The organism is Agrobacterium leguminum, assembly GCF_015704895.1.
GTDB lineage: Bacteria > Pseudomonadota > Alphaproteobacteria > Rhizobiales > Rhizobiaceae > Agrobacterium > Agrobacterium leguminum.
Genome location: NZ_JADQWB010000006.1, coordinates 288,355 through 311,652, shown reverse-complemented (window position 1 = coordinate 311,652; position 23,298 = coordinate 288,355). Strand labels below are relative to the sequence as shown.

Below are 23,298 nucleotides of genomic sequence, written 5' to 3'. Positions count from 1 at the left end.
CGCGGAAATCCAAGCCTTTTCTTTTGCTGTGCAAAATATCCTTGCAAAAAATCCGCAGACATATCGCGAACAACTATCTCCGGAAGGTCAAAACTCTGTCGTTACCGCCATAATCCTTCACGGCGTCCAGAAGAGAGAAGCCGTAGGAAGCAAATATAGCGGAAACATCAAGCCTTTGATCGAAACCGATCTCCACACCGACAATCCCGTTTTCCACAAGAAAGCGGCCTGCATCGGCAGCGATGAGGCGGTACGGTGCAAGGCCGTCCTGACCTCCATCCAGCGCCGCCATCGGGTCGTGGATACGAACCTCCTGGTCAAGCGTTGCGACGATATCAGTCCTTATATAAGGCGGATTCGACACAATTATGTCAAAGCGGCCAGAGATTTTTTCAAACCAGTCGCTGCGGATGGCGTCGAAGCGCGCGCCGAGATCGTTTCGGGCCGCATTCCGGGCCGCCGTTTCCAGCGCATCGGCGGAAATATCGCTGCCGATGCCGGTTGCTTCGGGACATTCCTTCAACAGCGCCAGACAGATCGCCCCCGTGCCCGTGCCCATATCCAGAATGCGGGCGCCACCCTTGGCGGAAACGGCTTTTTTCAGCGCCGGCAACAGGGTATCGACAAGAACTTCCGTATCCGGCCGGGGTTCGAGCGTCTCCTTCGACAAAAGAAGGTCAAGGCCATGAAATTCCCGGTGGCCGAGAATACGATGAACGGGTTCGCCATTCGCCCGTCTTTCGATCATGGCCGCAATACGGGCGCTTTCTTCCGGCGTAACGGCACGATCAGGCTTCATCACGAAATCGGTCAATGAAAAACCGACAACCTCCGCAATCAAAAGCCGCGCATCGAGAAGCGGATCGGCGATCCCCGCCGCCTGCAGCCTTTTGCGGGCTGCGGCAAGCGCGTTCGCAACACTCGCTTCAGCGGCCGTGCTCAAAGCTGTTCGCCGAGCTGTGCAAGCTGCCCCGCCTGATAGTCGGCGATCAGCGCATCCACAAGTTCATCGATCTCGCCTTCGATCATCCGGTCCAGCTTGTAGAGCGTGAGGTTGATGCGGTGATCGGTAACGCGGCCCTGCGGAAAATTATAGGTGCGGATGCGCTCGGAACGGTCGCCGGAACCAACCTGGCTCTTGCGGTCGGCCGAACGTTCGCTATCCACTTTCTGGCGCTCGATGTCGTAAAGGCGCGAGCGCAGAACCTGCATGGCCTTGGCGCGGTTCTGGTGCTGCGATTTCTCCGAGCTGGTAACGATCAGGCCCGTCGGCAGATGGGTGATACGAACGGCGGAGTCGGTGGTGTTGACGTGCTGGCCGCCCGCACCCGAAGCACGCATCGTGTCGATGCGAATGTCTTCCGGGCGGATTTCGATATCGATATCTTCCGCTTCCGGCAGCACAGCAACGGTGGCAGCAGACGTGTGGATGCGGCCGCTCGCTTCCGTTTCCGGCACGCGCTGCACCCGGTGCACGCCGGATTCGAATTTCAGCTTGGAAAATACCCCGCGCCCGCTGATCGTCGCGATGATTTCCTTGTAACCGCCCGCTTCGCCCTCGCTTGCGGAAAGCACTTCCACCTTCCAGCCCTTGGTCGAGGCGAAACGTTCATACATGCGGAACAGATCGCCGGCGAAGAGCGCGGCCTCGGAGCCGCCGGTGCCTGCGCGAATTTCGAGAATCGCGCTTTTTTCGTCCGCCGCATCCTTCGGCAGCAGCAGAACCTGCATGTCCTTTTCAAGCTCGCCGATGCGGACCTCGACATCCGGCAGCTCCATTTCCGCCAGGTCGCGCATATCCTTGTCGGTCGACTTGTCGGCCAGCAGCGCCTCCAGATCGGCGGCCTCGGAAACCGCCTTCTCGTAGTCGCGGATTTTCTTCACCACCGGCTCGAGTTCGGAATATTCCGACGCCAGCTTCACATAGACATCCGCAGCAGGCCCGGCCGACATACGCGCTTCGATCTCACCGAAACGCCTTTCCAACTCGCGCATTTTTTCGACGGGAAGCTTCGCCACCAGTCACTCCAATAATGAAACAGGTCTTTTAGAGCGTTTCCGGACGGAAAACCGGGGTCCACTTTTCCTGGAAATGCTCTAAACGGGAATGGAATGCGTCGCGGCAAAGCGTAATAACACCTCGCGCGCGCTTTCCAGCGAATTATGGTCGTCCAGCGCCGCGTTCAGCTCTTCGGCCAGGCGCGCGGCATCGAGCCCGAGCAGCATGGCCTTGACCGGCCCGATGGCCGTCGGCGACATGGAAACAGAACGGAAGCCGAGGCCGATCAACGCCATGGCCGAAAGCGGCTTGCCCGCCATTTCGCCGCACAGCGTAACCGACGTGTGGTGCCTTTCGCCGGCGCGGACAATATCGCGCAGAATGCGCAGGAACGGCTTGCCGAGATTGTCGAAACGATCCGAAACACGCGCATTCCCGCGATCCACCGCCATCGAGAACTGGAACAGGTCGTTCGAACCGACGGAGACGAAATCCACCTCCTGCATCAGCTCATCGAGCTGCCACATCAGCGATGGCACTTCCAGCATGGCGCCGAATTGCAGCTTTTTCGGCAGCGCGTGGCTGAATTTCGAAAGATGCTGCACTTCCTTCTGCAGAAGATCACGCGCGGCGCGGATTTCCGACACTTCCGTTACCATCGGCAGCATCATGCGCAGCTCGGCGCCCGAGGCGGCACGGAGCAGCGCGCGCATCTGCGTGCGCATCAGGCCCGGCCGGTCGAGCGACAGGCGGATCGCCCGCCAGCCCAGCGCCGGGTTTTCCTCTTCCTGACCGCGCATATAGGAAACGACCTTGTCGCCGCCGATATCGAGCGTGCGGAAGGTGACGCTCTTGCCCTTCGCCTGCCGCAGAACGGAGCGGTAGAACGCCTCCTGCTCCTCGCCCTTCGGCATGTTGGAGGCGATCATGAATTGCAGCTCGGTGCGGAACAGGCCAATGCCGTCGGCGCCGGATTCGTCAAGCTGCGGCAAGTCCACCAAAAGGCCCGCATTCATCTTCAGATTGACCTTCTGGCCATCCTTGGTGATCGGCTCGACGTTGCGCAGCGCTCGGAACTGCTCCTGCCGCTTGGCGCGCAGGCGCACCTTTTCTTCATAGGCACGCTGCAAATCCGACATCGGGCGCAAATGCACCTGACCGTCATCGCCATCGATAATGATGGGATCGTTGTTTTCCGCCAGAGCGACGATACCGGTCGCCTGCCCTATGATCGGAATGCCCATGGCGCGCGCGACGATGACGACATGGCTCGTCACCGCACCGTCTTCGAGCACCAGACCACGCAGTTTTTCACGCGGGTAATCGAGCAGTTCGGCAGCACCCATGGCGCGCGCCAGCACGATGGCGTCGAGCGGGAAATCCTGCTCCGGACCACGACCGCCAAAACCGATCAACTGCCGCAGTAGCCGGTTGGCGAGATCGTCGAAATCATGCATGCGCTCGCGCAGATAGGGATCGGTCAGGCGCATCATGCGCGCCTTGGTGTCGCTCTGCACCTTCTCGACCGCCGCTTCCGCCGTCAGGCCGTTGCGGATCGCCTCTTCCATGCGTCGCACCCAGCCCTGATCGTGGGCGAACATGCGGTAGGTTTCCAGAACCTCGCGGTGCTCACCCTCGGTCGGCACATCGCGACGCTGCAGCATATCGTCGATGGAGAGACGCAGCGAACCGATGGCATCGGCAAGACGCCGGATTTCCGTATCGGCATCTTCATTGAGCAGATTGGTGACGACGATGCGCGGATCGTGCAACACGACATGGCCAAGACCGATGCCTTCGCCATAGCCGTCGCCATCGATGGAAACGGCGCGCGTCAGATCCAGCTCCACCCCGGGGCGGGTGATCTTCTTCAACTCGCCGCTCGCCACTATTTCGGCAATGAGCATCGCGGTTGTCTCAAGCGCTTCCACTTCATCCTCCCGGTATGTTCGGCTGGCCTTGTTCTGGACCACAAGAACGCCAAGAGTGCGACCGGAACGCAAAATCGGCACGCCGAGGAAGGAATGATAAATTTCCTCACCGGTTTCAGGAAGATAGCGGAAAGCGGGATGCGCCTGCGCATCGGAAAGATTGAGCGGTTGGGCGGAAGCGGCGATGGTGCCGACAAGACCCTGCCCCATTTTCAGCTGGGCAAGATGCACGGCATCCTTGTTCAGACCTTCGGTCGCGTAAAGCTCGAGCACGCTGTCGGAGCGCAGCACATAGACCGAGCAAACCTCCGCCACCATGTTGCTGGCAATCTGACGGACGATCTGGTCCAGACGGTCCTGCGGTTCAAGGTGCTCCGCCATCATTTCGCGCAGCCGCTTGAGCAGGACGCGCGGACCTGCGGAAAGGTCTCTCATCGCGTTTGCTCCCCGACACTTCCGATCCGAATGTCATAATATTCGAGAATCAAAAGGTCATTTAAAAATTTATAGCGCGAGAAGCGCGTCCCGCAAGGGACACGCTTTCATGAAACGCCACATCGGAAGAACGCAACTCCGAAGAATCGGAGCATCGGGAACCGATGTCTCGGCTTAGCTCTTATCGAGACCGTAGGCGGAATGCAAAGTGCGAACCGCAAGTTCGGCATAGGCGCCGTCGATCAGGATCGAAATCTTGATCTCGGAGGTGGTGATCGCCTTGATGTTGATGTTCTTCTCGGCAAGCGCCTTAAACGCGCTGGCGGCAACGCCGGCGTGGCTGCGCATGCCGATACCGATGACCGAAACCTTGGCGAGACCGGTCTCGTTCTGCGCGACGTCGAAGCCGATCTGGGCCTTGTTGTCTTCCAGAAGCTTGATCGCCTTGGCAACGTCGCCCGAAGGAACGGTGAAGGTCATGTCGGTGCGCGAACCGTCTTCGGAGATGTTCTGCACGATCATGTCGACGTTGATATGCGCTTCGGCGAGCGGCCCGAAGATCGCGGCGGAAACGCCCGGACGGTCGGCCACGCGGCGCAGCGAGATCTGTGCTTCATCCTTGGCATAGGCGATGCCGGTTACGACTTCCTGTTCCACGATTTCATCCTCGTCACAAATCAAAGTACCGGGCGGGTTGATGAGGTCGCCCATGCCCGGCGCATCGGGATCCTCGAAACTGGAGCGAACGAAGGTGCGCACCTTGTGTACCATGGCAAGCTCGACCGAGCGAACCTGCAGAACCTTCGCGCCGAGAGACGCCATTTCGAGCATTTCCTCGAAGGCGATCTTCTTCATGCGGCGAGCCTTGGGCTCGATGCGCGGATCGGTCGTATAAACGCCGTCGACATCGGTATAGATGTCGCAACGATCCGCCTTGACGGCGGCGGCAATCGCAACGGCGGACGTATCCGAACCGCCGCGTCCGAGCGTCGCGATGCGGTTGTCCGGGCCGATGCCCTGGAAACCGGCGACAACGGCCACCTGTCCTTCACCCATGCGATGGATGATATCCGAACCGTCGATTTCGAGAATGCGGGCGGCGCCATGCGCATTGTCGGTGCGGATCGGGATCTGCCAGCCCTGCCAGGAGCGCGCATTGATGCCCATGGATTGCAGCGTGATCGCCAGGAGACCCGATGTCACCTGTTCGCCGGATGCGACGACCGCGTCATATTCGCGCGCATCGAAAAAGGAGGCGGCGTTGGCGCCGGCCACCTTTGCTGCGTTCTGCACCCAGTCCACCAGCTCATTGGTTTTGCCGGACATGGCGGAAACGACCACGGCCACTTCATGGCCGGCATCCACTTCGCGTTTCACATGCCGTGCGACATTGTGAATGCGTTCGAGGTTCGCGACGGACGTGCCGCCGAATTTCATGACAATGCGAGCCATAGCCTTGACCAGTACCATCCCATTTTCCCGCCGGCTCCTTCGAAGAGCGGACGGACAAGAACAAACCCAGTCGGCTCTTCCTGACAAAGAGCCTCAAGTTGCGGGTCTCTTAGCGAAAAGGCGGGGGGCACGCAATGCCGTTTATGAACCATGCGGTACGCCTTTTTCGCAGCATCGCTCCGGAACAATGGCGGGATGAAAACGTCGACGGGATAAAGCACCCGCAAAAGAGCGTACCGCAGTGCACTGTACAAACCGGCCCATTCGCAGTATGAGCGCGGCAATGCAACCGGCCAGATGGCCGAAATGGCCTGTATCGGCTGCCCCGGAGACTTTAGGATCTATTGGTTTCGGGCGGATGCGGGCGGCTTCATATCCGAAAGACGGTAGATGACAGACACCCAGGGTATCGCCCCGGCGATCGCGCAGGCGTTGGAAAAACGCGGCTATAAAGATTTGACCCCCGTGCAGCAGGCGATGCTTGCACCCGAACTGGCCGACAAGGATGCGCTGGTTTCCGCACAGACCGGTTCCGGCAAGACCGTTGCCTTCGGCATTGCACTGGCGCCGACGCTGCTGCCGGAAAATGGCCGCTTCGGTCAGGCTTCCGCACCGCTGGCGCTCGCCATCGCGCCGACCCGCGAACTGGCCATGCAGGTCAAGCGCGAGCTGGAGTGGCTCTATGAATTCGCCGGTGTCTCGATTGCCTCCTGCGTCGGCGGCATGGATGTGCGCAACGAGCGCCGTGCGCTTGAACGCGGCGCTCACATCGTCGTCGGCACACCCGGGCGTCTTTGCGACCACATCAAGCGTGGCGCGCTCGATCTGTCGTCCATCCGCGCCGTGGTGCTGGATGAAGCCGACGAAATGCTCGATCTCGGTTTCCGTGAAGATCTGGAATTCATTCTGGAAGAATCGCCGGAAACCCGCCGCACGCTGATGTTCTCGGCCACCGTTCCGCGCAGCATCGCCAAGCTTGCGGAAAGCTACCAGAAGAACGCCGTGCGCATCGCCACCGCTTCCGAACAGAAGCAGCATGTGGATATCGAATATCGCGCCATGCTGGTGACGCCGGCCGACCGCGAGAACGCCATCATCAATGCGCTGCGCTTTTATGAAGCCCGCAACGCCATCGTCTTCTGCTCCACCCGTGCGGCGGTGAACCATCTGACGGCACGGCTCAACAATCGCGGCTTTGCCGTCGTGGCCCTTTCCGGCGAACTGACCCAGAACGAGCGCACCCATGCGCTGCAGGCCATGCGCGACGGTCGCGCCCGCGTCTGCGTGGCGACCGACGTTGCCGCCCGCGGCATCGACCTGCCGGGCCTCGAACTCGTCATCCATGCCGACCTGCCGACCAATTCCGAAACGCTTCTGCACCGCTCCGGCCGCACCGGCCGCGCCGGACAGAAGGGCGTCAGCGCCATCGTGGTGCCGATCAACCAGCGCCGCAAGGCAGAGCGCCTGCTGGAAGGCGCCAAGGTAAGCCCGGCATGGGTTCGCCCGCCTTCGGCCGAAGAGATCGTCGAGCGCGATGGCGCCCGGCTTCTGGCCGACCCGTCGCTGACCGAGGCTGTGGCCGAGGACGAGCGCGATTTCGTCACCAGGCTGCTCGAACAGCATGGCGCGGAAAAGGTCGCCGCCGCTTTCGTGCGCCTTTACCACGCCGGACGTTCCGCGCCGGAGGACATCGCCGAAGTCTCGCTGGACAACAATCGCAAGCCGCGCCGCGACAGCTTCGAGACGGTCGAGAACAATGCGCCGCGCCGTGAGCGTTCCGATTTCGCCGACAGCGCCTGGTTTTCGTTGTCCGTCGGCCGCAAGCAGAGCGCCGAACCGCGCTGGCTGATCCCCATGCTCTGCCGTTTCGGCAAGATCACCCGCCAGGATATCGGCGCGATCCGCATGCAGCAGACGGAGACCTTCGTGGAACTGGCGGCCGATGCCGTTGACCGTTTCACCTCCGCCATCGGCAAGGACATGACGCTCGAAAAGGGCATCCGTCTGAAGGCGCTGGAAGGCAAGCCGGAAATGACCGGCGGTTTCCGCGAAGACACGCGCCCGGCAAAGGCGCAGCGGAAATTCAGCAAGTCGGACAATGCAAGCGGCCCCCGCGACGACCGCAAGGGTGACGACAAGCCCTGGAAGAAGAAAAAGCCCTTTGGCGACAAGCCGAAATACGAGGGCAAGAAGGACAAGCCCTTCGAAAAGCGCGGGCCGAAGCCGACGAAGGGCTGAGGACGCCCTTCGTTTTTAGCTCTTGCAAGAAAATGGGTCCCTTTTTGTGGGACTCAAGCCGGTCGACAACCTCCTCCGTCATGCCGGACCTGATCCGGCATCCAGCCACGACGCGTCTGCGTCGTGAGAAGACCCTTTTGCGATCAAAGACTTGATCGCGCTAGACCCCGGATCAAGTCCGGGGTGACGGAGTGGGGATGCGAAAACTTTGCAATCGATTCAGGTCGACAGATTCAACAAAAAGCCCCGCTTTCGCGGGGCTTTTATTTTGCCTCAACTTCTCAGAGCACCGCCAATCAGAACTCCAGCGCGCGATCGCCGTTTTCGTCCTTGATGCGGTTCGGAAGGCCGATCTTGTTCAGGATGTTCAGGAACGGCTTCGGCGGCAGTTCTTCCACATTGGCCATCTGCTTCACGTCCCATTCGCCAGTCGCGATGAGCATGGCAGCGGCGACCGGCGGAACGCCGGCGGTGTAGGAAATGCCCTGCGAGCCGACTTCTTCGTAGGCTTCCTTATGGTCGGCCACGTTGTAGATGAAGACTTCGCGTTCCTTGCCGTCCTTGATGCCCTTGACGATATCGCCGATGCAGGTCTTGCCGACGTAATCGGGCGCCAGCGAAGACGGATCGGGCAGCACGGCCTTGACCACCTTCAGCGGCACGACTTCGAGACCTTCAGCCGTCTTGACCGGCTTTTCGGACAGAAGGCCGAGGTTCTTAAGCACGGTGAAGACGTTGATATAGTGATCGCCGAAGCCCATCCAGAAGCGCACATCGGCGCCGTCCATGTTCTTGGACAGCGAATGCACTTCGTCATGGCCGGTCATATAGGCCTTCTGCTTGCCGACGACCGGCAGGTCGAATTCCTGGCCGACTTCGAACATCTGGTTCGTCTGCCACTCACCCTTCTGCCAGGAGTAAACGACGCCGGTGAATTCGCGGAAGTTGATTTCCGGGTCGAAATTGGTCGAGAACCAGCGACCGTGGCTGCCGGCATTGATATCGACGATATCGACCGAGGTGACCTTGTCGAAATAATCATCCTTGGCAAGACGCGCATAGGCGTTCACCACGCCCGGATCAAAGCCGACGCCGAGAATGGCGGTAATGCCCTTTTCCTTGCACTCTTCCGCGCGCTTCCACTCGTAGTTTCCGTACCACGGCGGCGTCTCGCAAATCTTGGTCGGATCCTCGTGGATCGCCGTATCCATATAGGCAACACCCGTGTCCATGCAGGCACGAAGAACGGACATGTTGACGAAAGCCGAACCGACGTTGATGACGATTTCCACGCCGGTTTTACTGATCAAGGCTTTCGTCGCCTCGATATCCATCGCGTCAAGCGCATGGGCCTCAAGTTTCACATCTGTCTTGAGGCTCTTCTTTTCGCGTACGGACTCGACAATCTTGCGGCACTTTCCCAAAGTCCGTGACGCAATATGAATGTCTCCCAATACATCGCTGTTCTGGGCGCATTTATGCGCCACGACCTGTGCTACGCCACCGGCGCCGATGATCAGAACGTTCTTCTTCATTTCAGGTGATGCCTCCTTTTCCCCGCAGGGATGAGCTTCGTTTCATGTTAAAAACAGGGTTTAAGACAGGCTTTGCTCGAAATCGGCAAAGTCGAATTCTCGAACGGCGCGAACGGTACCGTCCAGTTCCTTGATGGCGATGGTCGGCATCTTCACGCCGTTGAACCAGTTCTTCTTGACCATGGTGTAGCCGGCCGCGTCCTGGAAGGAGATGCGGTCGCCGACCTTCAATTCCTTGTCGAAGCGGAAGTCGCCGAAAATATCGCCCGCAAGGCAGGATTTGCCGCAGACCATGTAGGGATGCTCGCCCTCGTTCGGCGAAACCTTGGCGGTTTCGCGATAGATCAGCAGATCGAGCATATGCGCTTCGATGGAGCTGTCGACGATGGCGAGGTTCTTGCCGTTGAACAGCGTGTCGAGAACCGTCACCTCGAGCGTCGTGCTTCTGGTGATCGAGGCTTCGCCCGGCTCCAGATAGACCTGCACGCCGTATTTTTCCGAGAAAGCCGCCAAGCGGTCGCAGAACTGGTCGAGCGGATAATTGTCGCCGGTGAAATGAATGCCGCCGCCGAGGCTGACCCATTCCGCACGCGACAGAAGCGATCCGAATTTCTCCTCGATCTGCGTCAACATGCGGTCGAACAGGGAAAAATCGCTGTTTTCGCAATTATTGTGGATCATGAAGCCGGAGATACGGTCCATGACCTTGTCCACCTTGGCGACATCCCATTCGCCGAGACGGCTGAACGGACGCGCAGGATCGGCAAGATCGAAGCTCGAAGAGCTGACCTGCGGGTTGAGGCGCAGACCGCGCGTAATGCCGGAAGCCTTTTCGGCGAAACGCTCGAGCTGACCGATGGAATTGAAGATGATCTTGTCCGCATTCGAGATCACCTCGTCGATTTCGTAGTCGGCATAGGCGACGGAATAGGCATGGGTTTCGCCGCCGAATTTCTCGCGGCCGAGACGGACTTCATAAAGCGAGGACGAGGTGGTGCCATCCATATATTGCGACATGAAATCGAACACCGACCATGTGGCGAAGCACTTCAGCGCCAAGAGCGCCTTGGCGCCGGATTTTTCCCGCACATAGGCAATCTTCTCCATGTTGCGAAGAAGTTTTGTCTTGTCGATGAGGTAATAGGGCGTCTGGAGCATGTCGTTTCACATATTGATTGAAGTCAAGGTACGTCTCGATGATGGGCCTTATAGGATGCTTGTGACAGGAAAACAAATGTCCGGCACCGAATTCCTCGAAAATCGCCCCCGAGCCGAAGTGCCATCAAGAAAACCCGTCCCGTTGCGGAACCAAGCCGGCATCGGCGCGTTTGACTGACGGACAGGCGGGTGTTTCGGCCGCCGAAACGAAGCTTCACGGACGGCGGTGATGTGTCGTCGTCCCATCAATGATGTTCAGGAAGGACCTCCCCTATGGCAAGCGTGCGTAGCAGCGTCAGCGACAAAATCCAGCAATCCCTCGAAAACGGCGATGCGGCCGATGTGGCAGCGCAGCTCGCCCAGCTTCGCGAAGATCTGGCTGGTCTTGCCAAGAGCGTGAAGGCGCTCGGCGTCGGCGCTTCGCATGAGCTGAAGGCGCAGGCCGCCCGTGTGGCCGATGACGCGCTTACCGCATCCGGAGAAATGGCCGACAGCGTTCGCAATGAAATCTCCACGCTCAACGACAACCTCACCGACCACGTCCAGAAGAACCCGCTCCAGTCCCTCGGCATCGCCGTCGGCGTCGGTTTCGTGCTCGCCCTCTTGACGCGTCGATAAGGCCGCGCTCATGCTTGAGGCATTGCTGGTCTATCTGGGGGAGACCCAGCGCGAGGGGCGCGTCGTTACACGGCGATTGCGCGCGACCATAATCCTGTCGGTTCTGACCGGGATATTTTTTCTGATCGCCTTCATCGCCGCCGTGGTGGCGGGGTCCATCTATCTTGCCCGGCATGTGGGTGCAGGCCCTGCGGCGCTCGTCGTCGCCGGGACCGCGTTCCTGCTCGGCGTCATCATGCTGGTGGCGCTGGCGATCGTCAAACGTCCGAGGGTCTATGCCGCACGGCCCGCTGTCGCGCCTTTGACGGCGGCGCCGCTTGCCGCAGCGCCGCTCGCCCTGCAATCGCTGCTGACGCTGGCGATCCAGGCGCGTCCCTATGCGACGCTCGCCGTGGCTGTCGCGGCCGGTTTCCTGGCCACAAGGGTCAATACGAAAAAGTCCAAGTAATTTCTTGGCGACACGACAAGGCAAACCGCGCGTCCAGACGATGGATGCGCGGTTTTTTTTATGTTACCCGCGAAGGATAGACTGGTTGATGGCGTTACCCGCCACGCCGCCCTTATTTGAACAAAGTGACATACAGTCTCGGGCAGTCTCGGCGCGTCCGTAATTTTCTGAAAGGCAATTGATGAAGAAGAAAGTCCTTGTCGTCGGCGGTGCCGGCTATATCGGTTCGCACACCTGCCTTCTCCTGTCTGAGCGAGGATATGAACCGGTCGTTTTCGACAATCTGTCCAACGGGCATGAGGAATTCGTCCGCTGGGGACCCTTCGAACAGGGCGATATTCGCGACCGGGCGCGGCTGGACGAAGTCTTCGCCAAACACCGGCCGGAAGCCGTTCTGCATTTCGCAGCGCTGATCGAAGTCGGTGAATCGGTCAAGCAGCCCGTGGCTTTCTACGACAACAATGTCATCGGCTCGCTCAACCTCCTCTCCGCCGCCATCGACGCCGGCGTCACGGCATTCGTTTTTTCGTCCACCTGCGCAACTTACGGATTGCCGGAACAGGTGCCGATCGACGAGACGCACCGGCAGGCGCCGATCAACCCCTATGGCCGCACCAAATGGGTGGTGGAGCAGGCGCTGAAGGACTACAGCACCTATAAGGGGCTGCGCTCCGTGATGCTGCGCTACTTCAATGCCGCCGGCGCGGATTTCGAAGGCCGCATCGGCGAATGGCACAAACCGGAGACCCACGCGATCCCGCTGGCCATCGAAGCCGCCCTCGGCCGGCGTCAAGGCTTCAAGGTGTTCGGCACGGATTACGACACGCGCGACGGCACCTGCGTGCGCGACTATATCCACATTCTCGATCTCGCCGATGCGCATGTGCGAGCCGTGGATTATCTGCTGGCCGGCGGAGAAACCGTCGAACTCAACCTCGGCACCGGCACCGGCACCACGGTGAAGGAACTGCTGGCGGCGATTTCGGACGTTTCCGGCCGCCCCTTCCCCGTTGAATATACCGGGCGGCGCGACGGCGATTCCACGACACTTGTTGCCAATAACGACAAGGCGAAGGAGGTTCTCGGCTGGGAACCGCGTTATTCCCTGTCGGACATCATCAAATCCGCCTGGGCGTGGCATTCCTCCCGCAATGCCGGGGATTGAACAGCCGGCGAACAAACATAAAAAGACACCGGCCTGTTGGCCGGTGCCTCCTGCGGGACAGCTTATTGAAGCCGGTCCCGCTCCTGCCTCCCAGGTATGGGAATTAGGGCTTGGTGGCGGACGTCGTCGTGCTGTCGGGAGCCGCCGGCATTGCCGCATTCTTTTCGCTGGCCTTCTGTTCCAGCGTCTTGAATTCGGGAGCGGCCTTCAGCGTTTCCGCCGTTTCGGTCGTGGTCAGGCGGATGGTGCCGTCCTGCGCGTTGCGCGTCATCGTTACCTTGTCCATGGGAACGGCAACGTCCTTTGCGCCGATACCCAGGAAGCCGCCGACGCCGATCACGGCCGCAACCAGACCACCATCTTCTTCCATGATGAGGTTGGTGACGTTACCGATGCTTTCATCGGCCGCAGTATAGACCGCCTTGCCGATATAATCGTTGGCGCTGACCTGCGTTTCGCCCTGTTCGGTGAGATAGGCGCCGCCTGTCGTTGTCGCCGCGCTGTCATTGGTCACGGGAGCGGCAGGCGCCATCGGGGTGGCAGGCTCCGTCTGCGCACTCGGATTTGCCGGCGCAGGCTGGGTCGTGCCCTGAGCGATGGCCAGCGGCGCGAAAGCCGTCGTGCCCATCAGAGCGGCAGTGACGAGGATTGTAAGTTTCTTTGCCATTTCGTACCTTCCTTTCATCGTTCTCAACTGGCCGGCGGTGATGAATTTCATGTCCGCTTCTCGGCCGGTTCGTCTGGCAAACGGGTTGGTCGTTGAAATAGTTCCGATTTTTTCAACCGAGCCGGTGCAATTGTGACCTGCCGCAACAACCGAAGGTAAAAATCAGGCATTGCTAAAGGGGGACGGCACGGTATTATCCGTGTCGTAACAATGCCATAACTGCCGGAGTTTTTTGTATGCCTCGACCCGGCGACAGACTGAAAGACATGATCTCGGCTTTGCGTCGGCGCAGTGCGAATTTTTTCCCGACCGCCTCCATCGGCACCTATCTGGTGGTGATGGCTACCGTCATTACCCTGCCGCTCATTCTTTTCGGCGGCTATCTGATGCTGCGCCTCGAGGCGGAAAAACGCGACGACCTGCAACGGGAAACCATCGAGGATGTGCGGGTGGTCTCCCGCAACATCGACCGCCGCCTGCAGGAAATCGCCACCTCGCTCAATCTCCTGTCGCAATTCCCGGAACTTGAGAGCGGCAACCTCGCCGCGTTTCAGGGGCGCGTTGCCGACAGTCTGAAGCGGGAGGGTCTCTACGCCATTCTCGCCACAAAAGATGGCCAGCAGCGCCTCAATACGCGCGTGCCCTATGGCCAGCCGCTCGGCAAGGTGCCGGCGGAAGCCAATCTGGCCAAAGCGATCGACTCCCGCCGCATCACCGTCTCGGACATGTTTTTCGGCTCGACCAGCAAGGAATGGGTGTTCAACGTCACCATGCCGCTCGGCCCGGACCTGGACCCCGCCGGAGACGCCCTGATCCTGACGCAGAATACCAGCGACCTGAGCAGGCTCATCCCCACGGAAAACCTGCCGCGCAACTGGGCGGTCGCCATCATTGACGGCAACAACCGCGTTGTCGTCTCAAGCGCGCCCGAAGAGGCGGAAGTGGGCAAGCCGTTTGTCACCCCCGATGTCCTTTCGGAAATGCAGGCCTTCAGCGGCAATTTTTTCGACGGCAAGGGTAATCTCTATGCCTATGCTCAATTGCCGGGCTGGCAATGGAAGACGGTGATGTGGGGTCCGCTCGCCGCAAGCCAGGCGGCGCTGATAGATACCTGGCGGCAGATGATGATCGGCAGCCTGCTGCTGGTGCTGATTGCCATTGGCGGCGCCTATCTGGTCGGCCGGCAATTGCGCAGCTCCATTCGTGACCTGACCCTGATGGCCGAGCGCATCGGCGAAGGCGAGATCGTCGCGCCCGTCGATACCAAGATAAAGGAGGCCAACCAGGTCGCCATCGCGCTCTCCAACGCATCCTTCGACAGAAGCCAGTCGGAAGAGCGGCTGCAACTGCTGCTGCACGAGCTGGTTCATCGTTCCAAGAACATTCTGACGCTGGTTCAGGCGATGATACGGCAATTGGGACGCGAAAATAAAAGCATTCCGGAATTCCAGAAGGAGGTGGATCACCGCCTGCGCGGCCTTGGAATGTCGATCCGGGCTCTGGCGGAGGTTCAATGGCAGGGTCTGCCGATCCGCAAGCTGATCGAGACCCACCTCGATGTTTTCGGAACCGTGGCGCAGCGTATCGTGCTGGTGGGAGACGATTTCATGCTTTCCCCGGAAGCGGCACAGAATTTCGGTCTGGTGATCCATGAGCTGACGACGAATTCCATCAAATATGGCTCATTGTCGGTTCCATCGGGAAAAATTACCCTGCGCTGGCAGTCGCGTGAAAAAGACGGGCGGCAGATGATCCATCTCGTCTGGACCGAAACGGGCGGACCGCCCGCCAGAGAACCGAGCCGCAAAGGCTTCGGCACCACGGTCATCAAAAGGCATGCGGAAGGCGCCTTCGGCGGGCAGGTGCTGACGGAATATCGTGAATCCGGCTTCGAGTGGTCGCTGGAAGCGCCGATGCGTTACTTCACGCCCAAACGATCGGAACAGACAGGCACGCATTAAGGCCGCGACTTGCGGACCTATCCGCTGTGCAGACGGCAAAAAACCGGCAAAATGGCCGGTATTTTGCGCAATGTTAAAAAAACGCATTTTTTGGGAACCGAATCCGGTCATGCGTGTTTTTACTGCAGGCCAAGCAATTCCCCCGTCCCCGCCTGAAGCTTGGCTGAAAATAAACAGGTTTCGCCCCTGAAAACCTGTCATAAAAATAGCACGGCTCTTTCATGAGCCGTGCTATTTGTTTTGGTTTTTATGAAATCAAAGATGAACCCGGCGCTGCGCGCGATATCGCGATTTCAGCCATCCGCGCCGTCGCCGGAAGGAAATTTCAGCCGGTAGACGATCCGTTCCGGCGTCAACTCGTATTCGGCGCTTCCCCCCAATGCGGAGGGAACCACCTTTTCCAGCACCACGCTGCCGAAGCTGCCGCGCCGGGTCTCCGCCGGCTCTTTCGACGGCATCATCGGCTCATTCCATTCAACGATATAAAAATCACCCTCCTGACGGCATTGCAGGGATATGGGCGGGTGATAGGCGAGATTGCCGCTGTGGCTGACGGTGTTGACGACCAGCTCGTGGAAGGCGAGCCCGATATAAAGCGCGCCATTCGGATTGAGCAGCAGGTTGTCGCCTTCCATATGGATCAGGTTCGGATATTCCGGCACATAAAGATCGAATTGCTGGCGCAACAACTCGAATATGCGCGCGCCCCGCCAGTCCGAATCCGTAATGAGATCCTGACTCTGGGCGAGAGCGTGTAGTCTGCCGCGGAACTTGCGCAGAAAATCATCCTTGGTCAGGCTGAACCGGGCCGTCTGGCCGGCAAGGCTCTGGATGATCGCCAGGAGGTTCTTGGAACGGTGGCTGACCTCACGCAGCAGCGAGCGCAGAAGCTGCTCGCGCCGCCTTTCCGCCGTCACCTCGCGAATGGTGGTTTTCATCACCACCTGGTTCGTCTGGTTAAGAGTGGAATGAACCTGAAACTGGAAGACGCGATCATTGCCGGCATTGACTTCCAGCATGCCGCGGCTGCCCGCCGTGTTCATGTCCTTCTTGAGATCGGCCAGTCGGGCGGAGAGATCGTTACCGAACAGATTTTCATCTGTGGGACGGGATTCTGCCGGAATTTTCCAGACATCCGGCAGATTGGCCACGAATATATAGTCGCGGTTCCAGTCCTGCAGCATGACTGTCTCACCCGAATCGAGCAAGGCGAGGACGAGCGAATCGTGAAGTTCGCTTTCGTCCCTCTCCGCGTTATGCCATGCCAGCCGATGCAAATTCGTCTCCTTGCAGAAAGCCGCGGGGCAGCCCCACGACCGTAACCGCCAACGCCCGGGCACCAGAGTGGTTCCCGGTCAGCCTGCGGTTTCGGCAAAATTCACGCCGCGACGCGTGAGCTTTCGTTGAAAAACAGGGCCTGGCTGATAAGCGCTTTCACCATGTCCGGATTAAACGGCTTCGTCACAAGGAAGGTCGGCTCCGGCCGCTCGCCCGTCAGAAGACGCTCGGGGAAGGCGGTGATGAAGATGACCGGCAGCGTGGTCATCTGCAGGATGTCCTTCATCGCATCGAGACCGGAACTGCCATCGGCGAGCTGAATATCGGCAAGGATCATCTTCGGCTGGGTGCGATGGAAGAGATCGAGCGCTTCCGTGTGGGTGCGGGCGATGCCCGTGACGCGGTGGCCGAGATCGGTGACCATCTGCTCGATATCCATGGCGATCAGAGGCTCGTCCTCGATGATCATGATATCGGTTGCGACCTGGCGGGCGATTTCAGAGGCTGCCTCATCGATCAGCTTGCCGACCTGATCCTCGGAGACTTTCAGAACCTCTGCGGTTTCCGAAGGTGTGAATTCTTCGACCGTGGTCAAAAGGAACGCCTGGCGGGCCAGCGCCGGCACGGCGGAGAGGTTGGCCGAGGCGCGTTTTTCCCATCCCGACAGGTTTTCGTCGGTCTTAATATTGATCGTGACGGAACTAAAGATCGATACGAACAATTGATAGAGCGAAACGCGATCGCTGCTTGTCTGCGGAAAAATGCTGATATCGGCGATCAGAGCTTCGAGTGTTGCCGCAACATAGGCATCGCCCGTCGATTGTGAGCCGCAAACGGCACGCGCGAACCTGCGCAGATATGGCAGGTGCGGTGCGATGCGTGTAGAAACTGACATGGAATTCTCCCCTTTCATGCGGTCTGCAACGCAAACCCACGATAGCAACGTGCGCGTTGCAAAAAAAGTTCCGTTCCGCCGGAACTATTTTTTTCACGGCGCATTCTTTGCCACGACGCAAAAGGAATACCGGACGTTATGAGCATATTTCAATCGGACCAAGATCAGCCGGACAATTCGGCCGCCCCCCAGGTTCCACACTCCGGGCGGGCGGTGATTTCCCGTAAGCTCAGGGAGCTTTATGATGCCGTTCAGGATGAAGGCATCCCTGACAAATTCCTCGACCTTCTCGAAAAACTCGATGAAGCCGAAAGCAGAGCCAAAATGAAGGCTTCGGAGGAATGATGGCGAAAGAGCCGGAGCTGACAGAATACAACTTCAAACGGGAAATGCTGGCGGCGCTGCCGAACCTGCGCGCCTTCGCTATTTCGCTGATCCGCTCGCGGGACCGTGCCGACGACCTCGTGCAGGACACGATCATGAAGGCATGGGCGAAACAGGACAGCTACCAGCCGGGCACCAATATGCGGGCATGGCTGGTAACGATCCTGCGCAACGAGTTCTACAGCCAGATCCGCAAATCCGGCCGTGAAGTGCAGGATACGGACGGGGTCTATACCTCGCGCCTGTCGGTACCGCCCGAACAGCATGGTTCGGTCGACCTTCAGGACTTCCGCGCAGCACTCGCAAAGCTGCCGGACGACCAGCGTGAAGCGATCCTGCTGATCGGAGCTTCGGGCTTTGCCTACGAGGAGGCCGCCGAAATTTGCGGTTGCCCCGTCGGCACCATCAAGAGCCGTGTCAGCCGCGCAAGGCTGCGGCTGCAGGAGCTGCTCGGCATCGAAAACGAAAACGAGTTCGGCCCGGACGCGCAGATGACCGCGGTGACCGCCGCCGCCACGGCGCGCTGAGAGCGCTGAATTCGAACAGCGGTGAACGGGCAGGCCTACGTCTGCCCGTTAAGACGATGACAAACGCCGCAAACCTCTCCTCCGTCATGCCGGACTAGATCCGGCATCCAGCCACGGCGCGTCTGCGCCGTGAAAGGACTCTCTCGCGATCAATGACTTGATCGCACTGGACCCCGGATCTAGTCCGGGGTGACGGTGTGCGGATGATACGGCGAGCGCGCGCCTGCCACTGTCTTCGTGTCACCCCTTCAGATGCCGGTTTCCTTGACCGATTGCATAACCACGAAGGTCGAGGTGTTGGCGACGGATGGCAGGCTTGAGATTTTCTCGCCGAGTACCCTTCGATACTTGCGGATATCGCTGGTGCGCACCTTCAGAAGATAATCGAAGGCGCCGGCGATCATGTGGCACTCCTCCACTTCCTTGATCTTGCGCACCGCCGCGTTAAATTCCTCCAGCGCCTTTTCGCGCGTATCGGAAAGCTTTACCTCGGCGAAGGCGATGTGATCGACACCGAGCTTCTGCGGATTGAGCATGGCGCGGAAGCCGAGAATATAGCCCTCATCCACCAGCCGTTTCAGCCGCGTCTGGCAGGGCGTCTTGGAAAGACCGACCCTTTTCGAGAGCTGCAGCACGGACATGCGCCCGTCTTCGCTCAGCGCCTCGAGGATCTTGAGATCGAAGTGATCCAGATCGTCTGTTTTTTGACTATTAGCCATGTTATTTTACGCCAAATCTCAAAAATAAAAGTTCATATTGCCTGTTTTAACCTGAAAATAGGGCCATAGCAATTTCTGCGGTGATGATATTGTCTGCCACAGGACGACAAGCGGCGGGCGGAGGACACGCTGCCGCCGAAGGTCTGTCTTCAACAGCGTTTTCAGGATTTTTTAGAATGGCCGATGGTGCAAGCAACGCCGGTGTAGTGGCGAACGGTATCTTCCAGAATTTTGCGCCGCCGGTGCGCGAGCAAAGCCTGCTGCGCAAGGCGATCACCGCCGCCTATCGTCGGCCGGAGGAAGAATGCCTGGCGCCGCTGATCGAGGCGGCAACGGTGACGGCGGAAGAAACGAAAGCCATTCGCGACACGGCCCGCAAACTGATCGAGGCATTGCGCGCCAAGACCAAGGGCACCGGCGTCGAGGGGCTGGTGCAGGAATATTCGCTCTCCAGCCACGAGGGCGTGGCGCTGATGTGCCTTGCCGAAGCGCTGCTGCGCATTCCCGACACAGCCACCCGCGACGCGCTGATCCGCGACAAGATCGCCCGCGGAGACTGGAAGTCCCATATTGGCGGCGGGCGCTCGCTCTTCGTCAACGCCGCCACCTGGGGCCTCGTCATCACCGGCAAGCTGACCTCGACGGTAAACGATAGCGGCCTTTCGGCGGCGCTGACCAAGCTGATTGCCCGCGCTGGCGAACCCGTCATCCGCCGTGGCGTCGATATGGCCATGCGCATGATGGGCGAACAGTTCGTGACCGGCGAAACGATCGGCGAAGCGATCAAGCGTTCGAAGCCGCTGGAAGAGCAAGGCTTCCAATATTCCTACGACATGCTGGGCGAAGCCGCGACAACCGCGAAGGATGCGGAGCGTTATTACAAGGACTACGAAAACGCCATCCACGCCATCGGCAAGGCGTCTGCCGGCCGCGGCATCTATGGCGGGCCCGGCATTTCCATCAAGCTTTCGGCGCTGCATCCGCGCTATGCGCGCGCGCAGGCCGAGCGGGTGATGGCGGAACTGCTGCCGCGCGTTAAATCGCTGATGCTGCTCAGCAAGAAATACGCTATCGGCCTCAACATCGATGCCGAGGAAGCCGACCGGCTGGAACTGTCGCTCGATCTTCTGGAAGAGCTGGCGCTCGACAGGGATCTAGCCGGCTGGAACGGCCTCGGTTTCGTGGTGCAGGCCTATGGCCGCCGCTGCCCCTTCGTTCTCGACTACATCATCGATCTCGCCCGCCGTTCGGGCCGGCGCATCATGGTGCGTCTCGTCAAGGGCGCCTATTGGGATGCGGAAATCAAGCGCGCGCAGGTGGAAGGGCTGGAGGACTTCCCGGTCTTCACCCGCAAGGTCCACACGGACGTCTCCTACATTGCCTGCGCCCGCAAGCTGCTCGCCGCACGCGATCTGGTCTTCCCGCAATTTGCGACCCACAACGCGCAGTCCATGGCGACCATCTACCATCTCGCCGGCCCCGGCTTCAAACTCGGCGACTACGAGTTCCAGTGCTTGCATGGCATGGGCGAACCGCTTTACAGCGAAGTCGTCGGCAAGAAGAAGCTCGACCGGCCCTGCCGCTTCTATGCCCCCGTCGGCACCCATGAGACGCTGCTCGCCTATCTCGTCCGCCGCCTGCTGGAAAACGGCGCGAACTCTTCCTTCGTCAACCGCATTGCCGATCCCGCCGTACCGGTGGATTCCCTGCTGGAAGACCCGGTTGCGGTCGTCAAGGCCTATGCCGTTCCCGGCGCGCGCCACGACCGCATCGCCGCTCCCGAAGGCCTGTTCGGAGCGGAACGCAAAAATTCCGCCGGCCTCGATCTTTCCAGCGAAACGACGCTCGCCGCACTGGACAAAACCCTGAAGGCAGGTGCTGCGACGGAATGGAAAGCCACAGCGCCGCAGGCGGGTGGCAACACGCGCCCGGTTCTCAACCCCGGCGACCACAATGATATCGTCGGCCATGTGACGGAGCCGACTGAAGGCGATGTCGAAGCCGCCATGCAGCGGGCGGCAGCCTCAAGCTGGCCTTCCACCCCGGTGGAAGAACGCGCCGCCTGCCTCGAGCGGGCCGCCGACGCGATGCAGGCAGAAATGCCCGCCCTGCTCGGCCTCATCATGCGCGAAGCGGGAAAATCCATGCCCAACGCGATTGCCGAGGTGCGCGAGGCGATCGACTTCCTGCGTTATTACGCGGCGGAAGCCCGCAGAAACTTCAAGACCGGCGAAACGCCGCTCGGCCCGGTCGTCTGCATCAGCCCGTGGAACTTCCCGCTCGCCATCTTCATCGGTCAGGTCACGGCGGCGCTGGTTGCCGGCAATCCGGTGCTGGCGAAGCCCGCCGAAGAAACGCCGCTGATCGCAGCGCAGGGCGTGCGCCTGCTGCATGAGGCCGGCGTTCCGCAGGATGCCGTGCAGCTTCTGCCGGGCGACGGCAAGACGGGTGCGGCGCTTGTTGGCTCACCCCTTACAGCCGGTGTAATGTTCACGGGTTCGACGGAAGTGGCGCGGCTCATTCAGGGCCAGCTTGCCGGCCGGGTTCTGGCCAATGGCCAGACGGTGCCGCTGATCGCCGAAACCGGCGGCCAGAACGCCATGATCGTCGATTCCTCCGCGCTTGCCGAGCAGGTCGTCGCCGATGTCATTGCATCCGCTTTCGACAGCGCCGGCCAGCGCTGCTCGGCGCTGCGTATTCTCTGCCTGCAGGAAGATGTGGCGGACCGCACGCTGACCATGCTGAAAGGCGCGCTGCACGAATTGCGCATCGGCCGCACCGACAAGCTTTCCGTCGATGTCGGCCCCGTCATTACCGCCGAGGCGAAAGGCATCATCGAAAAGCACATTGATGGCATGCGCTCGCTCGGCCACCGGATCGAACAGATCACGCTTGCCGGCGAAACCGGCAAGGGCACCTTCGTGCCGCCAACCATCATCGAAATGAAATCGCTCGCCGATCTGAAGCGCGAAGTCTTCGGCCCGGTGCTGCACGTCATCCGCTTCAAGCGTGACAATCTCGACCGGCTGATCGACGAGATCAACGCCACCGGTTACGGCCTGACCTTCGGCCTGCATACCCGTCTCGACGATACGATCCAGCACGTTCTGTCGCGCGTCGCGGCCGGCAATCTTTATGTGAACCGCAACATCATCGGCGCGGTCGTCGGCGTGCAGCCCTTTGGCGGACGCGGCCTTTCCGGCACTGGCCCAAAGGCCGGCGGACCGCTCTATCTCGGCCGCATGACGCAGGTTGCCCCAAAGATAGACAGGGTTGCGAGCCAGCAGGATCAGGCCGCAATCGATCTTGCCCGCTGGCTGGATGAAAACGGCGAAACCGTTGCGGCCGAAGCCGCACGGCAGGCGGCGGCTCTTTCCGGCCTCGGCTTCGAAACTGAGTTGGCGGGTCCCGTCGGCGAGCGCAATGTCTATGCGCTGCATCCGCGTGGAAAGGTTCTGCTGGTTCCGGCAACCGAACAGGGGCTTTACCGCCAGCTTGCGGCAGCGCTCGCGACCGGAAACGCGGTTGTCATCGATAATGCTTCGGGACTGGAGAAATCCATTTACGGACTGCCGGCAACCGTGACCTCGCGCATCGTCTGGGCCGATGACTGGGAAAAATCAGCGCCCTTCGCCGGCGCGCTGGTCGAGGGCGATGCGGAGCGTATCGTGGCGGTCAATAAAAAGATCGCCGCCCTGCCCGGCCCGCTGGTTCTCGTTCAGGCCGCGGCAACGGAAGCGCTTTCCGGGGAAAGCCAGCCCTATAATCTCGACTGGCTGGTCGAAGAAGTGTCCGTCAGCGTCAACACCACGGCCGCCGGCGGCAATGCCAGCCTGATGAGCATTGGCTGATGATATCGTCCGGCGGGGTCTCGGCCCTGCCGATTCA

The 23,298-nt window shown here is 60.1% G+C and carries 18 protein-coding genes; 8 read left to right on the top strand and 10 right to left on the bottom strand.

Features of this window, described 5'->3' with window-relative positions:
• Positions 1 to 73 precede the first annotated feature (73 nt).
• From prmC to I3J13_RS12295, 4 genes are all read right to left on the bottom strand, one after another.
• Positions 74 to 943 carry a peptide chain release factor N(5)-glutamine methyltransferase gene (gene prmC / locus I3J13_RS12310; protein WP_196378963.1) on the bottom strand — a complete coding sequence of 290 codons (870 nt, stop codon included), beginning with the start codon at positions 941 to 943 and terminating at the stop codon, positions 74 to 76.
• Complete coding sequence (gene prfA / locus I3J13_RS12305; protein WP_020811675.1) at positions 940 to 2,019, bottom strand: peptide chain release factor 1; 1,080 nt, start codon at positions 2,017 to 2,019, stop codon at positions 940 to 942. The genes prmC and prfA overlap by 4 nt, the downstream gene beginning before the upstream one ends.
• A 78-nt stretch (positions 2,020 to 2,097) precedes the next feature.
• Positions 2,098 to 4,365, bottom strand: a complete 2,268-nt coding sequence (gene ptsP, locus I3J13_RS12300) for a phosphoenolpyruvate--protein phosphotransferase (protein ID WP_174058480.1) — start codon at positions 4,363 to 4,365, stop codon at positions 2,098 to 2,100.
• A gap of 174 nt (positions 4,366 to 4,539) precedes the next feature.
• Complete coding sequence (locus I3J13_RS12295) at positions 4,540 to 5,817, bottom strand: aspartate kinase (RefSeq protein ID WP_003522538.1); 1,278 nt, start codon at positions 5,815 to 5,817, stop codon at positions 4,540 to 4,542.
• 390 nt (positions 5,818 to 6,207) lie between these two features.
• Between I3J13_RS12295 and I3J13_RS12290 the strand changes: the two genes are divergently transcribed.
• On the top strand, positions 6,208 to 8,055 hold the full coding sequence (locus tag I3J13_RS12290) for a DEAD/DEAH box helicase (protein ID WP_080820071.1): 1,848 nt from the start codon (positions 6,208 to 6,210) through the stop codon (positions 8,053 to 8,055).
• 296 nt (positions 8,056 to 8,351) lie between these two features.
• Here the strand turns inward: I3J13_RS12290 and I3J13_RS12285 are convergent, their stop codons facing one another.
• Positions 8,352 to 9,590 (bottom strand): saccharopine dehydrogenase family protein, encoded by a 1,239-nt coding sequence (locus I3J13_RS12285; RefSeq protein ID WP_196378962.1) that lies wholly within the window; start codon positions 9,588 to 9,590, stop codon positions 8,352 to 8,354.
• Positions 9,591 to 9,650: 60 nt separating this feature from the next.
• Positions 9,651 to 10,748 carry a carboxynorspermidine decarboxylase gene (nspC, locus tag I3J13_RS12280; protein WP_196378961.1) on the bottom strand — a complete coding sequence of 366 codons (1,098 nt, stop codon included), beginning with the start codon at positions 10,746 to 10,748 and terminating at the stop codon, positions 9,651 to 9,653.
• A 273-nt stretch (positions 10,749 to 11,021) separates the two neighbouring features.
• Here nspC and I3J13_RS12275 point away from each other — a divergent pair, with 273 nt between their 5' ends.
• The 3 genes from I3J13_RS12275 (at position 11,022) to galE (ending at position 12,979) form a co-directional block, all read left to right on the top strand.
• On the top strand, positions 11,022 to 11,366 hold the full coding sequence (locus I3J13_RS12275; protein ID WP_020811601.1) for an ElaB/YgaM/YqjD family protein: 345 nt from the start codon (positions 11,022 to 11,024) through the stop codon (positions 11,364 to 11,366).
• Positions 11,367 to 11,376: 10 nt separating this feature from the next.
• Positions 11,377 to 11,814 (top strand): hypothetical protein, encoded by a 438-nt coding sequence (locus I3J13_RS12270; RefSeq protein ID WP_003508754.1) that lies wholly within the window; start codon positions 11,377 to 11,379, stop codon positions 11,812 to 11,814.
• A 181-nt stretch (positions 11,815 to 11,995) separates the two neighbouring features.
• Positions 11,996 to 12,979 (top strand): UDP-glucose 4-epimerase GalE, encoded by a 984-nt coding sequence (gene galE / locus I3J13_RS12265; RefSeq protein WP_035239308.1) that lies wholly within the window; start codon positions 11,996 to 11,998, stop codon positions 12,977 to 12,979.
• A 103-nt stretch (positions 12,980 to 13,082) separates the two neighbouring features.
• On the opposite strand, the gene I3J13_RS12260 is transcribed toward galE, so the two are convergent.
• Complete coding sequence (locus I3J13_RS12260) at positions 13,083 to 13,646, bottom strand: PRC-barrel domain-containing protein (protein WP_196378960.1); 564 nt, start codon at positions 13,644 to 13,646, stop codon at positions 13,083 to 13,085.
• Positions 13,647 to 13,882: 236 nt separating this feature from the next.
• On the opposite strand from I3J13_RS12260, the gene I3J13_RS12255 reads away from it, so the two are divergent.
• A complete protein-coding gene (locus tag I3J13_RS12255; RefSeq protein ID WP_196378959.1) occupies positions 13,883 to 15,607 on the top strand; it encodes a sensor histidine kinase in 1,725 nt (574 codons plus the stop codon).
• A 293-nt stretch (positions 15,608 to 15,900) separates the two neighbouring features.
• Here I3J13_RS12255 and I3J13_RS12250 read toward each other — a convergent pair whose 3' ends face one another.
• Entirely contained in the window at positions 15,901 to 16,884 is a 984-nt protein-coding gene (locus I3J13_RS12250) for a sensor histidine kinase (RefSeq protein WP_196378958.1), read from the bottom strand.
• A gap of 101 nt (positions 16,885 to 16,985) precedes the next feature.
• Complete coding sequence (locus I3J13_RS12245; protein ID WP_003522529.1) at positions 16,986 to 17,780, bottom strand: response regulator; 795 nt, start codon at positions 17,778 to 17,780, stop codon at positions 16,986 to 16,988.
• 138 nt (positions 17,781 to 17,918) lie between these two features.
• Between I3J13_RS12245 and I3J13_RS12240 the strand changes: the two genes are divergently transcribed.
• Positions 17,919 to 18,125 carry a NepR family anti-sigma factor gene (locus I3J13_RS12240; RefSeq protein ID WP_003522527.1) on the top strand — a complete coding sequence of 69 codons (207 nt, stop codon included), beginning with the start codon at positions 17,919 to 17,921 and terminating at the stop codon, positions 18,123 to 18,125.
• Entirely contained in the window at positions 18,125 to 18,691 is a 567-nt protein-coding gene (locus I3J13_RS12235; RefSeq protein ID WP_065657313.1) for a sigma-70 family RNA polymerase sigma factor, read from the top strand. The genes I3J13_RS12240 and I3J13_RS12235 overlap by 1 nt, the downstream gene beginning before the upstream one ends.
• Before the next feature lie 248 nt (positions 18,692 to 18,939).
• Here the strand turns inward: I3J13_RS12235 and I3J13_RS12230 are convergent, their stop codons facing one another.
• Complete coding sequence (locus I3J13_RS12230) at positions 18,940 to 19,410, bottom strand: Lrp/AsnC ligand binding domain-containing protein (protein WP_003522526.1); 471 nt, start codon at positions 19,408 to 19,410, stop codon at positions 18,940 to 18,942.
• 176 nt (positions 19,411 to 19,586) lie between these two features.
• Here I3J13_RS12230 and putA point away from each other — a divergent pair, with 176 nt between their 5' ends.
• Entirely contained in the window at positions 19,587 to 23,261 is a 3,675-nt protein-coding gene (gene putA, locus I3J13_RS12225) for a trifunctional transcriptional regulator/proline dehydrogenase/L-glutamate gamma-semialdehyde dehydrogenase (RefSeq protein ID WP_196378957.1), read from the top strand.
• Positions 23,262 to 23,298: the final 37 nt, after the last annotated feature.